Annotated in this window: 15 protein-coding genes; all 15 read right to left on the bottom strand. The window is 27.5% G+C overall.

Features of this window, described 5'->3' with window-relative positions; genetic code table 11:
- Window positions 1-14 precede the first annotated feature (14 nt).
- The 15 genes from nrdR to mltG all read right to left on the bottom strand — a co-directional run bounded on the left by nrdR (window position 15) and on the right by mltG (window position 15,170).
- Window positions 15-464 (bottom strand): transcriptional regulator NrdR, encoded by a 450-nt coding sequence (gene nrdR / locus SPJ33_RS08030; RefSeq protein WP_321117444.1) that lies wholly within the window; start codon window positions 462-464, stop codon window positions 15-17.
- Window positions 465-544: 80 nt separating this feature from the next.
- Window positions 545-823: a YlmC/YmxH family sporulation protein gene (locus SPJ33_RS08025; protein ID WP_321117443.1), complete on the bottom strand. Its 279-nt coding sequence runs from the start codon at window positions 821-823 to the stop codon at window positions 545-547.
- Between the two features lie 89 nt (window positions 824-912).
- Window positions 913-1,686, bottom strand: a complete 774-nt coding sequence (gene sigG, locus SPJ33_RS08020) for an RNA polymerase sporulation sigma factor SigG (protein WP_321117442.1) — start codon at window positions 1,684-1,686, stop codon at window positions 913-915.
- A 79-nt stretch (window positions 1,687-1,765) separates the two neighbouring features.
- A complete protein-coding gene (sigE, locus tag SPJ33_RS08015; protein WP_321117441.1) occupies window positions 1,766-2,473 on the bottom strand; it encodes an RNA polymerase sporulation sigma factor SigE in 708 nt (235 codons plus the stop codon).
- A 10-nt stretch (window positions 2,474-2,483) separates the two neighbouring features.
- Window positions 2,484-3,287 carry a sigma-E processing peptidase SpoIIGA gene (locus SPJ33_RS08010; protein WP_321117440.1) on the bottom strand — a complete coding sequence of 268 codons (804 nt, stop codon included), beginning with the start codon at window positions 3,285-3,287 and terminating at the stop codon, window positions 2,484-2,486.
- Between the two features lie 229 nt (window positions 3,288-3,516).
- Window positions 3,517-5,184 (bottom strand): SH3 domain-containing protein, encoded by a 1,668-nt coding sequence (locus tag SPJ33_RS08005; RefSeq protein WP_321117439.1) that lies wholly within the window; start codon window positions 5,182-5,184, stop codon window positions 3,517-3,519.
- A 214-nt stretch (window positions 5,185-5,398) separates the two neighbouring features.
- Entirely contained in the window at window positions 5,399-6,550 is a 1,152-nt protein-coding gene (gene ftsZ, locus SPJ33_RS08000) for a cell division protein FtsZ (RefSeq protein ID WP_321117438.1), read from the bottom strand.
- 13 nt (window positions 6,551-6,563) lie between these two features.
- On the bottom strand, window positions 6,564-7,850 hold the full coding sequence (locus tag SPJ33_RS07995; RefSeq protein WP_321117437.1) for a cell division FtsA domain-containing protein: 1,287 nt from the start codon (window positions 7,848-7,850) through the stop codon (window positions 6,564-6,566).
- Window positions 7,851-8,041: 191 nt separating this feature from the next.
- Entirely contained in the window at window positions 8,042-9,097 is a 1,056-nt protein-coding gene (locus SPJ33_RS07990; RefSeq protein WP_321117436.1) for a type IV pilus twitching motility protein PilT, read from the bottom strand.
- Window positions 9,098-9,174: 77 nt separating this feature from the next.
- A complete protein-coding gene (gene sigK, locus SPJ33_RS07985; protein WP_321117435.1) occupies window positions 9,175-9,876 on the bottom strand; it encodes an RNA polymerase sporulation sigma factor SigK in 702 nt (233 codons plus the stop codon).
- Between the two features lie 77 nt (window positions 9,877-9,953).
- Window positions 9,954-11,558, bottom strand: a complete 1,605-nt coding sequence (locus SPJ33_RS07980; RefSeq protein WP_321117434.1) for a penicillin-binding transpeptidase domain-containing protein — start codon at window positions 11,556-11,558, stop codon at window positions 9,954-9,956.
- A gap of 62 nt (window positions 11,559-11,620) precedes the next feature.
- Window positions 11,621-12,238 carry a uridine kinase gene (gene udk, locus SPJ33_RS07975; protein ID WP_321117433.1) on the bottom strand — a complete coding sequence of 206 codons (618 nt, stop codon included), beginning with the start codon at window positions 12,236-12,238 and terminating at the stop codon, window positions 11,621-11,623.
- Between the two features lie 11 nt (window positions 12,239-12,249).
- Window positions 12,250-13,494 carry a U32 family peptidase gene (locus SPJ33_RS07970; protein ID WP_321117431.1) on the bottom strand — a complete coding sequence of 415 codons (1,245 nt, stop codon included), beginning with the start codon at window positions 13,492-13,494 and terminating at the stop codon, window positions 12,250-12,252.
- Window positions 13,495-13,502: 8 nt separating this feature from the next.
- Entirely contained in the window at window positions 13,503-14,147 is a 645-nt protein-coding gene (locus SPJ33_RS07965; protein ID WP_321117430.1) for an O-methyltransferase, read from the bottom strand.
- An 18-nt stretch (window positions 14,148-14,165) separates the two neighbouring features.
- Window positions 14,166-15,170, bottom strand: coding sequence for an endolytic transglycosylase MltG (gene mltG / locus SPJ33_RS07960; protein ID WP_321117429.1), 1,005 nt, complete (start codon window positions 15,168-15,170; stop codon window positions 14,166-14,168).
- Between the last annotated feature and the right edge of the window lie 87 nt (window positions 15,171-15,257).

Here is a 15,257-nt window from a genome sequence, read left to right as displayed (position 1 = left end):
TATGTTATAAAAATCTATCTCATTAATCTATTTATTTCTTCCATAAAGGTATTTATATCTTTGAATTGCCTATATACAGAAGCAAATCTTACATATGATACTTCATCAATCTCTTTAAGTCTTTCCATAACCATTTCACCTATATAATTTGATTGAACTTCTGTCATCATTTTATTTGATATTGTTTTTTCAATATCTTCTGCAATTTCTTCTATTTGTTTTCTAGAAATAGGTCTTTTTTGGCATGCTATAATTAAGCCATTTATAATCTTTTCTTTATTAAAATTTTCTCTAGTTGAATCTTTTTTGACAACTAAAATTGGAATATCTTCTACCTTTTCATATGTTGTATATCTTCTATTACAGTTTGAACATTCTCTTCTTCTTCTTATTGTAGTATTATCATCTGTTGATCTTGAATCTACTACCTTACTTTCTTCAAAAGAACAAAAAGGGCACTTCATAGATAACTCCCACCTTTCTGTACACTAAATTACTTATCTATATCGTTATTATACATATTTTTTCCTTATCTGACTAGATACTATCTATAAATACTATCTTCACCTAAACTTATACCTATATCACTTACTGACACTAATATAACATCAACACCTATCTTCTTTATATTTTCCCAAGGTATTTCTATTTCTTCACTCTTTCCAAACCACCCCTTACTTTCTCCAGGAAGTATCAATGATAGCACCTTATCTTCTTCACAATCTAATTTTATGTCACTTATATATCCAAGTTTTTTCCCTGTATTTACATCTATTATTTCCATACTCCTCATAGCATTAATTGAGTGTAAATTTTCTTCCACATAAATTCCCCCTTTTATACTTTACATTTATATTCAAATATATAATTTTTTATTATATAAAGAAAAAGAACCCTTAAAGAGTTCCTTTTCTAAATATACTTTCTCATATGTTTAAGCGCCGTTTTTTCTAATCTTGATACCTGTGCTTGAGATATACCTATCTCATCTGCCACTTCCATCTGTGTCCTTCCCCTAAAAAACCTAAGATTTAATATTAGTTTTTCTCTGTCAGTTAGTTTTTTCATTGCTTCATTTATTGAGATATTTTCAAGCCAATTTTCATCGGTATTTTTTGAATCACTAATTTGATCCATTACATATATTGCATCTCCGCCATCATGATATATTGGCTCAAATAAAGATACTGGATCTTGTATTGCATCTAATGCAAATACTACATCTTCTCTAGGAATTTCTAATTCTCTTGCTATTTGAGATATATTTGGTTCTTTATTGTTATCTTTGACAAGCTTATCTCTAACTAACAATGCTTTATATGCTATATCTCTTAGTGATCTACTAACTCTTATTGAATTATTATCTCTTAAATATCTTCTTATTTCTCCTATTATCATTGGAACAGCATATGTTGAAAACTTAACATTTTGAGAAAGATCAAAATTATCAATAGCTTTCATAAGTCCTATGCATCCAACTTGGAATAAATCATCAACGTTTTCTCCTCTATTATTAAACCTTTGAATAACACTTAATACTAATCTTAAATTACCTTTTATAAACGCTTCTCTTGCACTATTATCTCCAGATTGAATCTTTAATAAAAGTTCCCTTTTTTCTTTTTCATTAAGTATAGGAAGCTTTGCAGTATTTACGCCACATATTTCAACTTTATTAATGATCAATATCATCAACTCCTTTTGGAAATAATATCATCACAATAAAAGTATTTCCGTAAGATAATAGTTTTATACTAAAGACAACCTAAACCATTTTGCTAATTTCTTTTTTTAATCTATTTATTATCTTTTTTTCTAATCTTGAAATATAAGATTGAGATATTCCTAAAAGGTCTGCAACTTCTTTTTGAGTTTTTTCATTTGTCCCATTTAATCCAAATCTTAATTTAACTATTTCTTTTTCTCTATCATTTAGATTTTTTAATGCTATAAATAATAACTGTTTGTCTACTTCATCTTCAATTAAATTATATATTGTATCGTTTTCTGTACCTAAAATATCAGATAAAAGAAGTTCATTTCCATCCCAATCTATATTTAGTGGTTCGTAAAATGATATCTCTGCTTTAATTTTATTATTTCTTCTTAAATGCATAAGTATTTCATTTTCAATGCATCTAGATGCATATGTTGCAAGTTTTATCTTTTTTTCTGGATTAAAGGTATTTACTGCCTTTATAAGCCCAATAGTTCCAACAGAAATTAAATCTTCTACATATACACCCGTATTTTCAAATTTTCTAGCTATATAAACAACAAGTCTTAAATTTCTTTCTATTAAAGTGCTTCTAACTTCTTCTGCATCATCATTTAATCTATTTACAAGTTCCTCTTCTTCTTCCTTTGAAAGAGGTGGTGGAAGAGCATCACTTCCCCCTACATAATGAAGTTTTCCCCTACATAATCCTAACTTTTCTAATATCCTATTTAATAGAATCTGAATTTTTAACATAATTCCCTCCTTATATTACACCCCTTGATAACAATGCATTAAACTCATTATCTCTGCTTAAAGTATCTTTACATGGACACAATATCGCATCTATTTCTCTAAATGTCTCACCGCATTTTTTAAGCTTTATGTTATTTACTTTAAATCCTTTTAAACTTCCATTATAGCCAATAGCACTATAAGGTATATAAAATGCTCCTTCATTTTTCATATCTAAAGTATTTAAGTAATCTTCTTCAACTAATATACAAGGCAAATTAGTTATTGGTTCTCTTAGTTCATTTCCAGAATCTAAAAATCCTTTTATCATGATAACCTTGTCCTTAATTGTAATTTCAATATCATAGAAAAAATCTCCTATTATATTTTTCTCTCTTATATAAGTTGTGATTCTTTCTAAACTTACAAATAAAATAGCTACACATATAATTAAATATTTAACTTTAAAGTTATTAATCATAATACCATTTCTTATTGAATATTCATTAGTTATAATAGCTACCTTAAAGCAAATCCCACTTAATACACATGCTGAAGCTATAAATGTTGCACCGCATTTTAGTGCATTTTTTATTTTTTTATTTTTTAGTGGAATATAAGCTAAACTTAATGCAACAATAACCTGAAATAAATTATTAGATAGCCAATTTAATTCTTTAAACACCATAGTTAATGTATATAAAGCTCCTATCCCTGACGATAATATACATTTTTTAAATGAATACTTTTCTCTAAGTACTTTATAGGAAATCATAAGTAAAAATAAATTAACTAAAAAGTTTTCTATAAGTAATATATCTAAATATATATCCACTAAATCACTCTCCCATTAAAATTATATAATTATAGATTTTAAAATTTTGTCATATTAATAAATAAGAATATTAGTTTTTTATTATTTTTTTTTACATATAGTTACATCAAGAAGTCTTTTAATTTTTTTATTACTTTTTATTGATATTTAAATATATAATTCTACTATTTTTTTGTTTTAAAATAAAATAAAAAGACCTATGTCTTTTACATAAGTCTTTTTATAAAAATTAATTGTTCTGATTTTCTATTGAAACATGTGCTGCACTTTGTGGTAAATTTTCATTTCCTTCTTGAACTGTTATAAATGAAGTAGTCTTTAAAGTCTTAGACTCTATAAACTTAGGTCTATCAAAAATAAAATCATTATTTCCTATATATAAATACTTCATTTCATCCATTTGTTCTCCTATCTCTGAAGCATACCATACAGTTGTAGCATATTGGTGCCACATTAAATCTTGATTAGGTGCAAATCTCATCTTATATAAAGTATTTTGATTATATCTTGAACTATTTACATAATTATCTGATACAAATTTTGCAGCTCCTTCAACAGCTTTATCAACGCTTGTCCATCCATGATTATATGCATATGTTGTTCCAAGGATTAAAGCTCTATTTGGAAATACATCTGAATTATCATATGCACCTATTCCAAATAAATTATAAACAGTTACAGGCTCTTTAAGTTTAATCATTTCATACCCTATAAGCTGACCCTTGTCATTATATATCTCTTTGTTAGGATTAGCTATTTGAGTTATAGTAACACCTTTTGCTAATCTACTCTTACCATAACCTGTTTCATGTATTGATTGTGCTGCAAAATATAGTGGATCAATATCAAATTGCTTTGCTGAATCAACAAATGCTTTGGCATGTCCCTTTAATACTCCTGAATCTGTATTTTCAAAATAATCATTTAATCCATCTACACTAATATTTCTAAATTCATCTAATCTTAAAAATTGATACTTATTAGTTGCCTTATTTGGATTTATATACTTTTCATATGATTCATAACTATAATATGGAACTCTAGCTTTTTGCGCTTTTATATATGAATCCATAGAAACATTATAATTAGTTGTAATTTCACTTGTTATACCTGATCCATTTTGATTATTATTTATAATTTCATCTGCTTCTTTTTTAGAAATTTCTTTTATGAAATCTTTTGATGAATATCCAATGATATTATCATATTTTACATTATAGAAATTATTTTTTTCTCCTACTATTTCAACAACAGATCCATTTTCTAAATTTCCTATTGTTTTAGAATTTGTATCTGCATCTTCTCTTATTCTAAGAACACTATTAACTTCTACTTTACCATACTTTTGTGTTCCTTCTACATTTTCAGGTTTATTAGTTTGATTATTACTATTATTATTGTTAGCAACATTATTATTGTTATTACTATTATTAGTATCATTAGTAGTATTACTGTTATTATTGTTGTTATTGTTGCTGTTATTATTACCACTATTATTTGTATTATTATTAGTAGTATTATTGTTATTAGTAATATTACTATTTGTACTATTATTAGTGTTTGTATTAGTTTCTTTTATATAATCTTTGTATACATATCCGTATCCTTTATTATACTTTATCTTATACCATGATCCTGATTTTGAAACTATTTCAACTTTGCTTCCATTTTTTAAGTATCCTAATGCTTCTGAACTTGTTGACGCACTCTTTCTTACTCTTAAAGTTGAGTTTACATTAACAACTATACCTTGTTTTGTTGTTTGAGTTGATTTACTAGTAGCTTTAACAGTGCTTTTTGGAGTACTTGCAAATGCATTCGTATCATTTAACCCAATCGATCCTGCAGCTGTTGCTGCTGCAAGTAATAATAATGCCGCTATCTTCTTACTTTTCATACTTTTCTCCCAATATATAACATTAAATTTATTTATTACAAAAATTCTTTTATAATTCTATCATATTTTTTATAATTCTATCATATTTTCTTATATTCTTAAATAATTTAATGATTATAATTTTCCTTTTATTAATTTTTTTTTAACTTTTTTGTAACTTAATTGTATAAAAGAACCTTGGAAATTTAATTCCAAGGTCTCTTATTAAAAAATATTAATTTGTTCTTCTTGGTCTTCTTAAGAATGTAGGTATAGATAAATCCTCTTCAGTAAAAGTACTTGAATTTGCTGGTTCTTCTAAAGTTTCAACCTCAGCTTCTTCTTTAACTTCACTTATTACTTCTTCATTTTGTTGTTTAATTTGTGATTTAACTTCTACTTTAGCAGTTTCTTTTAAAGGAGTTCCAATTAACTCTTCTTCAAATCCTGTAGCTATAACAGTTATTCTTATTTCATCTTGAAGCGTTTCATCTATAACTGCCCCGAAGATTATATTTGCATCTGCATCTGCTGCTTCTCTTACAACATCTGCTGCTTCATATACTTCAAGTGCTCCAAGGTCTGCTCCACCTGTAAAGTTTAATATTACACCTGTTGCTCCTTCAATTGAAGTTTCAAGTAAAGGTGATGCAATTGCTTCTTTAACAGCATCAGCAGCTCTATTATCTCCATTTCCATGTCCAACTCCCATGTGAGCTAAACCTTTATTTAACATAACTGCTTTTATGTCAGCAAAGTCGGCATTAACTACCCCTGGTATAGTTATAAGGTCAGAGATTGCTTGAACCCCTTGTCTTAAAACATCATCAGCTAATCTAAATGAATCTAATAAAGTAGTCTTTTTATCAGCCATAAATAATAATCTTTCATTTGGGATTATTACTAATGTATCAACTTTTTCCTTTAACTTAGCTATTCCCATTTCAGCATGTCTCATTCTTCTTTTTCCTTCAAATGGGAAAGGTTTTGTTACAACACCTACTGTAAGTATTTCTAATGATTTAGCTATTTCTGCAACTACTGGGGCAGCTCCAGTTCCTGTTCCACCACCCATACCAGCAGTTATAAATACCATATTAGCACCTTTAATTGCAGATGTGATTTCTTCTCTACTTTCTTCTGCTGCTTTTTGTCCTATTTCAGGATTTGCTCCCGCTCCTAATCCTTTAGTTAATTTTTCTCCGATTTGAATTTTTTGATTAGCATGAGATAACATAAGTGCTTGTTTATCTGTATTAATAGCTATAAATTCTACATTTTTTAGTCCTTCAACTATCATTCGGTTTACGGCATTACTACCTCCACCACCACAACCTATTACCTTTATATTGGTTAATTCTTGCATATCAACTTCAAAATCTAACAAAACAATTCCTCCTTTAGAAAATATCCTTTAGTAAACTTCTTATTTTTCCCCTAATACCTTTGTTATTCGTTTTTTTCTTAACAAGATCGTCCTTCTCTATATCATACTTTTCATTATCATTTATATCGCTTACTTTTTCAAATATTAAATTAATTTCTTTACTGTCATTTGTAAATTCTTCACATATTAATTCTACCCTATCATGCACCTCTTTAACAATAGCTAATGAAGTAATATTTGAAAAATTTTGCATACCAAAATCATTTTTTGTAAATATACGAACCCTATCGTTCAATATTTCCTTAGATAATTGGTCTATATTTTCAAAGTTTGTTAAAGAATCACTACATAGAATTATACTACATAGATTATCAAAATGACCAGTATTTTTTAATTCATTATTTACATAATTAAGAATTTCTTCAATTCTAGCTTCACAAACTTTATAGAAAAGTTCTTTATGAATAGTTTTTTCACCTAAAGTAAGTTCCTTTTCATCTTTTTCATTATAAAGTGATTTATAATTATTACTATATTCACACTTCATTTCTTCTGCTTCTTTCATAGAAAGCCCAGCACATATTGATAAATCACTAGTTATATTATTTCCACCTAGCGGAATAGAGAATATCTCTTTAACTATACCATCTTTAAATATAGCTACTTCTGTTAGTGCTGCTCCACTTTCTACCATAACTCTTTCACCAAGTTGATCTCTAAAGAAAAATATCTTTTTAAGTGATATTATGTTAACTATAAAACCTTTAATACTATATCTTGTTCCTGCACATAATTCCATGTATTTTCTTATTATTTCTCTTTTACAAATAACAACAGTAGCATTTACTAAAAGCTTATCACCTTCTAAAGTTTCAGTTAAATCTAAGCTAAGTTTTTCATCAACTTTATAATAATTTATAAAAATATCACATATTTGCTCATCATCATTTACAAAAGTATTTTCTTTTATAAATTCTAATGCATTTCTAAGATTTTTAGGTGTTACTACACCGTTGATATTCTGTTCACAACTATACTCTTCAATTCTAACATCCTCAACAGGTAGTCCTATGTAAATATCTTTAATTTCTCTATCTATATCATCTTCTAAATTATCTAAAGCTTCGAGAAATGCTTCCTTGCATTTTTCAACGTCAGTTATTTTCCCCTTTTCAACACCCTTTGAATAAACACAAGAACTTCCTAATATCTCAACTTCTTTTCCAATTGATGATAATCCACATGAAGCTGAAATTTTTTGGGTCCCTATATCTATTGCTGTAACTAAAAATTCTTGCATTTTCCCTATCTTCCCTCCTGTCATTTTTACTTACATTTATATATTCAACATATATTTACGAAATCCTTTTTATTTTTCTGTTTTTATTATAATTAATAATTTTGTTATTTTTTAAAATAATATATCCCAAAATAAATGATCATTAATTAATGATATTAATTAATGATCATTTATTTTATATAAAAATTATACTAAAGCATAATCATTTTTTCTAGTATTTCTTTATCAGTTGAATATAAAATTGCAGTTTCTTTGCTTATATCTCCATTTCTAACAAGTTCTCCTAAAGACATATCCATAGTTTTCATACCAAATCTACCTCCTGTTTGAATTGCTGATTCAATTTGATAAGTTTTTCCTTCTCTTATTTGGTTTTGTATAGCAGGAGTAATTACCATTGTTTCAAGTGCTGCAAATCTTTTAGTTCCATCTATACTAGGAACTAATTGCTGAGATATTATTCCTTGTAAAACAGATGCAAGTTGAATTCTTATTTGCTGTTGTTGATGTGGTGGAAAAACATCTATTATTCTATCTATTGTCTTTGCAGCCCCAATAGTATGTAAAGTTGAAAGAACTAAATGACCTGTTTCAGCTGCTGTTATAGCAATTGAAATAGTTTCTAAATCTCTCATTTCTCCTACAAGGATAACATCTGGATCTTCTCTTAAAACTGCTCTTAATGCATTTGCATAACTTTTAGTATCTTTTCCAATTTCTCTTTGATTAATAATGCATTTTTGATGATTATGCACATATTCTATAGGATCTTCTAAAGTTATTATATGAGCGCTTCTAGTTTTATTTATTTCATTAATCATAGCTGCAAGTGTAGTACTTTTACCACTTCCTGTAGGTCCCGTTACAAGAATTAATCCTCTTTGTTTTTTTATTAATTCTTTTAAAATATTAGGATGATTTAGTTCATCTAAGCTTGGGATTTTTAAACTCATAACTCTTAATGCTATAGCATCTTTGTTGCTTTGCTTAAATACATTAACCCTAAATCTACCTTTATTAGATAATTCATAAGATATGTCAGCTTCTCCAATTTCATTGTACTCATCAAATTTATCGCCTAATATTTCTTTAGCAAATTCAGACATAATATCTTTAGTTAAGTTTTCTTCTCCAATGGCTATTAATTTTCCATTTAATCTTATAACCGGTGGTGTTCCAGTTGTTAAATGTAAATCTGATGCATTTAATTCTATTGTTTTTTCTAGTAATTCTTTTAAATTATACATTTTTACCTCCATTTCACTCTTATACTTCTATAAAGATAAACAAATTCCTCTATAATTATAGAGGAATTTAAAATAATTTAAATGTTTTTTCCATATAAAACCTTTTGAAGTTTTTTTAAGGCTTTTTTCTCTATCCTAGATACATATGATCTTGATATATTTAACTTTGCAGCAATCTCTCTTTGTGTTTTATTTTTTCCATCTTTAAGTCCATATCTCATAACAATTATATTATGTTCTCTTTCTGTAAGTATCTCTTCCATCTTTTTATATAAAGCTCTTACCTGAAGATTACTTTCAACTTTTTCAAGTACAGAATCCTTATCACTACTAAGTACATCGATTAAACAAATTTCATTTCCTTCTTTATCAACTCCTATAGGATCTTGAAGATAAACTTCCCCTTTTTGCTTTTTGTTATTTCTAAATAGCATTAGTATTTCATTTTCTATACATCTAGATGCATATGTTGCAAGTCTTGTACCCTTATCAACATCGAAAGAATCTATTGCTTTTATAAGTCCTACAGTTCCAATAGAAATCAATTCATCAACATCCTTATTTGGAAAAGAATACTTTTTAACTATATGTGCTACTAACCTTAAATTTCTTTCGATTAATACACTCTTAGCTTCCTTATCCCCCTCTTTTAACCTTCTTAAATACTTTTCTTCTTCTTTCTCATCAAGAGGTGTAGGGAATGTATTATTACTTGAAATATATCCAGTAAAAAACACAGTGTTACAAAGTAAATCAACAAAATTAGATATTACTAACACTTTAATCCTCCTTACAGTGCTTACTAATATCATATGATTTCCATTATAAAAACTTGCTTTATATATAGAAAATATAATTAACTATTTAATTTTAATACTATATCTTTAAATATAGGAGCTGCTGTATTACCACCACCTACATTTTCATCTTTCTTTTCTACTAAATCCGGGATAAAAACAATCATTGTATATTCTATATTATCTATTGTAAAATATCCAACAAACCATCCATGAGTTGTATTATTGCTACTTGAAGATGAGCCTGTTTTTCCTCCCATATCAACTCCTTGTACAAATGCATTTACCCCTGTTCCATTTAAAACGACTTCTTTCATTCCATTTTTAACTATCTTGCTTGTAGTTTGTGTAAATATTCTTTCTTTCTTAGTTTCATATTCTTTTACTACTTTATCATCATTATCTAATATGCCTTCAATTATATATGGTTTTACATATATACCATCATTTACAAATGTATTTATAGCTCCAAGCATTTGTATAGGAGATACATTCATTGATTGTCCTATTGATATAAGTGCCATAAGATTATTATTGTCAGAATCAGTATTTTTAGGTTTTATACCTGAAGTTTCATTTTTTCCAATTCCCTCTATTCCTATAACTTTATTAAATAGCCCTAATTTTTCACTATATCCCATTAGACTCTCATAACCAACTTTACGTCCTACAGCTCCAAATACATCATTGCATGATTTTATTAGCCCTTCATTTATAGTAAGAGTTCCGTGAGCTTTTCCATTACACATCTTCCCATTACATGATACAGTACTATATGAAGTAATTAGTCCCTCTTCTAATGCAGCTCCGTAAGTTATAAGTTTATAAATAGACCCTGGCTCATAACCTATACCCTCTATACCTAAATTTATATTTGCTTCACTTTCATTTTTTTGAACTAAAGCTTTGATTTTACCTGTATTGCTTTCTATAATACTTACTCCTACGTTTTTATATTTTTGATATTCTTCATTCTTTAATACTTCTCTAATCTTCTTATCAAAATCCTTATCTATTGTAAGTCTTATATTTTTATTATCTTCATTTACTACAAGTTCTTCATCTTTATAAACATTTTTTTCATCAAGATAAAAATTCTTTTTAGGAATTTCATTATTCTTTATATTTTCATAAATTTCTTCTTGTACTGATCCTTTGACTATATTTTTATCGGTTATATTAGAAAAAATAGAGTTTACAGCCCAAGCTTGTTTTGTATCTATCTTATCACTAACGAAAGTATAAATTCCCTTTAAGTTATTTAATTTATTTATTTTATTATAAGTTTCTTCTGATATAGTATAATATATTTTCCCTTGGCTTTTCATTATATCAGTATAATTAAAATCACTATTTTCACCCTTCATAATAAAGTTAAGTGCCATTAAATCCTCTAAAGTTTCACCATAATTATTTAAACTAAAAGGTTTTGAATCAATAACTAAGACATACACTTTTTTATACTCTATTAAATTTTTTCCATTTGTATCTAATAGCATATATGTACTTTCGCTTATATTTTCTGTTTGGTGATTTTTATAATTTGCCTCAACCCTTTCAGTTGGATGAACATTTAAAAAATATAGTCTAATACATAATAAAATAAACATTATAATCAAAAAACTCATCAAAGCATTAATCCTATTTAAGTTTATTTTTTTCATAAAAGGAAAACACCTCCTTTAGCTAATTATTAACTAAAGAAAGGTGTTTTATACAAATCTTTCTAACTTAAAGTATCTTTAATTTTTGAAACCAATATATCTATAGCTACTTTATTGCGTCCACCTTCTGGAACAATTATATCAGCATATCTCTTAGTTGGTTCAGTAAATTGCATATGCATAGGTCTAACTACTGAAAGATATTGCTCTACTACAGAATCAACATCTCTTCCTCTTTCATTTATATCTCTAACTAATCTTCTTAATATTCTTATATCAGCATCTGTATCTACATATACCTTTATGTCTAAAAGATCTCTAATTCTTTCATCTTCAAGTACAAGTATACCTTCAACAATTATTATCTCTCTAGGCTCTACTTTTACAGTTTCTTTTGCTCTAGTATGTATTGTGAAGTCGTATATAGGTTTTTCAACTGATTTCCCATTCATTAAGCAATGTAAATGCTCTATTAATAAATCATTATCAAATGCTTTTGGATGATCATAATTTGTTTTTATTCTTTCTTCCATTGTTAGATGACTTTGATCTTTATAATAAGCATCTTGTTGTATCATTGCTATGCATTCTTCACTAAAGCTATTATAAATTTCATCTGCTATAGTACTTTTTCCTGAACCTGTTCCTCCAGTTATTCCAATAAGTATAGGTTTTTTCATCAGTTTGCCTCCTATTTATCTCCAAATTCTAAAGTTTGTTTTCCTTTAATTAACATATCATTTACTTTTAAAGGTGTATCAACCTTCATCTTAAATATCATATGCGCTCTATTTGCAACGTTAGTTTCAACATCTTTTTCTACATCATACATTGAGTTCATCTTTATTGAGAAGTTAGGTGTATAAGGTCTTAATATATCAACACTATCTCCTTCAAAGACTCTATTTTTTTGCATTATTGTAGCAGTCATAGTTTCTTCGTCAAATTCTTTTACTATTCCTACTATATCATAATCTCTTATATATGAAGAATCTTCATAGTTTTGTTCTCCTGATTTTCCAAAGAAGAATCCTGTGTGATATGGTCTATGGCTAACCTTTAATAATATATCCATCCATTCTTGTTTAAATTCAAAGTTTTCTGGATCTTCCCAGTAGCTATCTAAAGCTTCTCTATATGCTTTAACTACTGAAGCAACATAGAATTCACTCTTCATTCTTCCTTCAATCTTAAATGAATATACCCCGCTTTGAACTAACTCTGGTATATGCTGTATCATGCATAAATCCTTAGAGTTCATTATATAAGTTCCTTTTTCATCTTCCATAACTGGGAAATATTCATTTGGTCTTGTTTCTTCAACTAGATAATATTTATATCTACATACGTTAGCACATATTCCTTTATTAGAATCTCTTCCTAACATATAGTTTGAAATTAAACATCTTCCTGAATAAGCCATACACATTGATCCATGTACAAATGCTTCTAATTCACATTCTTCTGGAAGGTTTTCTGTAAATCCTTTTATTTCATTAAATGTCATTTCTCTAGCAAGTACTATTCTCTTAACGCCTAAATCATACCAGAACTTAGCTGCTCTCCAGTTTACAGTATTAGCTTGAGTACTTAAATGTATTTCTAAATTAGGAGCAACTTCTCTAGCTATTGCTATTAATCCTGGATCAGATATTAAAACAGCATCTACTCCTAGGCTTTCTAGTTCTTTTATGTATTCTCCTGCTCCATTTAAATCAAAGTTACGAGCAAATACATTTAAAGTTACATAAACTTTTCTTCCTCTATCATGGCAATACTTAACTGCCTCAGCTATTTCTTCATTTGTAAAGTTTCCAGCAAAAGCTCTTAAATTTAGCTTTCCTCCACCTAAATATACAGCATCTGCTCCAAAATCTATAGCAATTTTTAATTTTTCTAAATTTCCAGCCGGAGCTAAAATCTCTGGTTTTCTCATCTTAAAAGTTACCTCCTTTTAGTTATAGCAATACCATCTCCCATTGGAATGACAGATGTTATTAAGTTTTCATCATTTGAAACCATCTCTAAATATGTTCTCATTCTTTTTACTATTGTTATTTTTCTTCTTTTTACTAACTCTTGTGATGGAACCATTCCTCTAAATAATACATTATCAGCTATTATAATTCCATCTTCTTTTAATAATCTTAAACAATGTGGTAAGAAATGATTATAATGTCCCTTTCCCGCATCCATAAATATTAAATCGAATTTTTCATCAAGATTTTCTAAAACTTCAAGACAGTCCCCTTCTTTTATAGAAATTTTATCTTGAAGATTAAACTTTTCTATATTTTTTGTTGCAAGGTCTATCATTTCTTTACTTCTTTCTATAGTAATAATATCAGGATTAGTTTTTGAAGCTTCATACATAAGTATAGATGAATAACCTATAGCAGTTCCAAGTTCTAAGATTTTTAATGGTTTTTTCATACTAACCATAAATTCTAAAAACTTTGCAGTTTCTTTTTGTACTATAGGAACTTTATTCTCTTTAGCAAAATCTTCTAATTCCTTAAGCTTTCCTTTGCTTTCTCCAATTAACCCTCTTAAATATTCTTCCATATATTCATAAGTAATTCCACTCATATATTCCTCCAAGATAATTTAATATCCAAATTCAACTTTCTTTTTTTCAAATTCTGAATAACTATTTGTAAAATAGTGTTCTCCAGTTTTAGGATTTAATAAGTAATAAATATAATCCGTTTTAGCAGGTTCAAGCGCTGCAATTAATGAAGGCTTTCCTGGATTTGCTATTGGGCCTACTGGCAATCCTTTATTTTTATAAGTATTATATGGTGATTCTACCTCCAAATGCTTATATAATACCTTATCTACATGTTTTCCTAATGCATAGATAACAGTTGCATCTATTTGAAGTGGCATATTCTTTTCAATTCTATTATCAATAACTGAAGATATTAGCGGTCTATCTTTTTCAGTTCTAGCTTCTTTTTCAATTAATGATGCTTTAGTTACCACTTCATCAATTTCATCTGTAGGAACAGTTACCCCTGTTTCACTTTCAACTTCTTTCATAACAGATTGAAATTTATCTAACATAGTTTTTATAACCTCATTTGGTGTAGATCTTTTTGGGAATAAATATGTATCTGGGAATAAAAATCCTTCTAATGCATATCTTCTTTTATTATCTTTTTTTATGTAATCTGGAAGAGGATAATTATTAACTGCTTTTAAAAATTCTTCTTTTGAAAATAATTTATCTTTTTGAAGAATATCAGCTATTTGTACTACAGTATATCCTTCTGGAATAACAACCTTAACTGCACTTTCAGTTTGCAATGTTTCTAAAAGCTTTGAAAGGGTTATATCTGTTTTAACTGTATATGTTCCTTTTGTTACTTTAGGATTAACTCTATTTAGTTTTAAATAAAGTTTTATAAATAATTCATTTTTAATTAAATCCTTTTCTTTAAGTTCATTTAATAAAGTATAGAATCCTTCTCCTTCTTTTACCTCAACTACAATACTTTCTTTATTTGATTTTAATGGATGATTTATAGTTTTAGTATACATAAAAATAGTACCAATTATTAAGATTAGCAAAACTACAAAAATAGTCAAAATTCCTTTAGATTTCTTCATAAAATCCCCCTATATACAAAAGTAAATAGCCAAAATTTCGGCTATTCACTTTATTATAATACTTTTTTTTCACTTTATAAAGTAAAA

The organism is Clostridium sp. (assembly GCF_034179595.1).
GTDB lineage: Bacteria > Bacillota > Clostridia > Clostridiales > Clostridiaceae > Clostridium.
This window is presented reverse-complemented; position numbering and strand designations above follow the sequence as displayed.

Bases quoted from the DNA above. Each gene is read 5' to 3' on its own strand.
- nrdR (WP_321117444.1), bottom strand. From the start codon at position 464: ATGAAGTGCCCTTTTTGTTCTTTTGAAGAAAGTAAGGTAGTAGATTCA.
- sigE (WP_321117441.1), bottom strand. From the start codon at position 2,473: ATGTTAAAAATTCAGATTCTATTAAATAGGATATTAGAAAAGTTAGGA.
- SPJ33_RS08005 (WP_321117439.1), bottom strand. From the start codon at position 5,184: ATGAAAAGTAAGAAGATAGCGGCATTATTATTACTTGCAGCAGCAACA.
- SPJ33_RS07995 (WP_321117437.1), bottom strand. From the start codon at position 7,850: ATGCAAGAATTTTTAGTTACAGCAATAGATATAGGGACCCAAAAAATT.
- SPJ33_RS07990 (WP_321117436.1), bottom strand. From the start codon at position 9,097: ATGTATAATTTAAAAGAATTACTAGAAAAAACAATAGAATTAAATGCA.
- SPJ33_RS07980 (WP_321117434.1), bottom strand. From the start codon at position 11,558: ATGAAAAAAATAAACTTAAATAGGATTAATGCTTTGATGAGTTTTTTG.
- udk (WP_321117433.1), bottom strand. From the start codon at position 12,238: ATGAAAAAACCTATACTTATTGGAATAACTGGAGGAACAGGTTCAGGA.
- SPJ33_RS07970 (WP_321117431.1), bottom strand. From the start codon at position 13,494: ATGAGAAAACCAGAGATTTTAGCTCCGGCTGGAAATTTAGAAAAATTA.
- SPJ33_RS07965 (WP_321117430.1), bottom strand. From the start codon at position 14,147: ATGAGTGGAATTACTTATGAATATATGGAAGAATATTTAAGAGGGTTA.
- mltG (WP_321117429.1), bottom strand. From the start codon at position 15,170: ATGAAGAAATCTAAAGGAATTTTGACTATTTTTGTAGTTTTGCTAATC.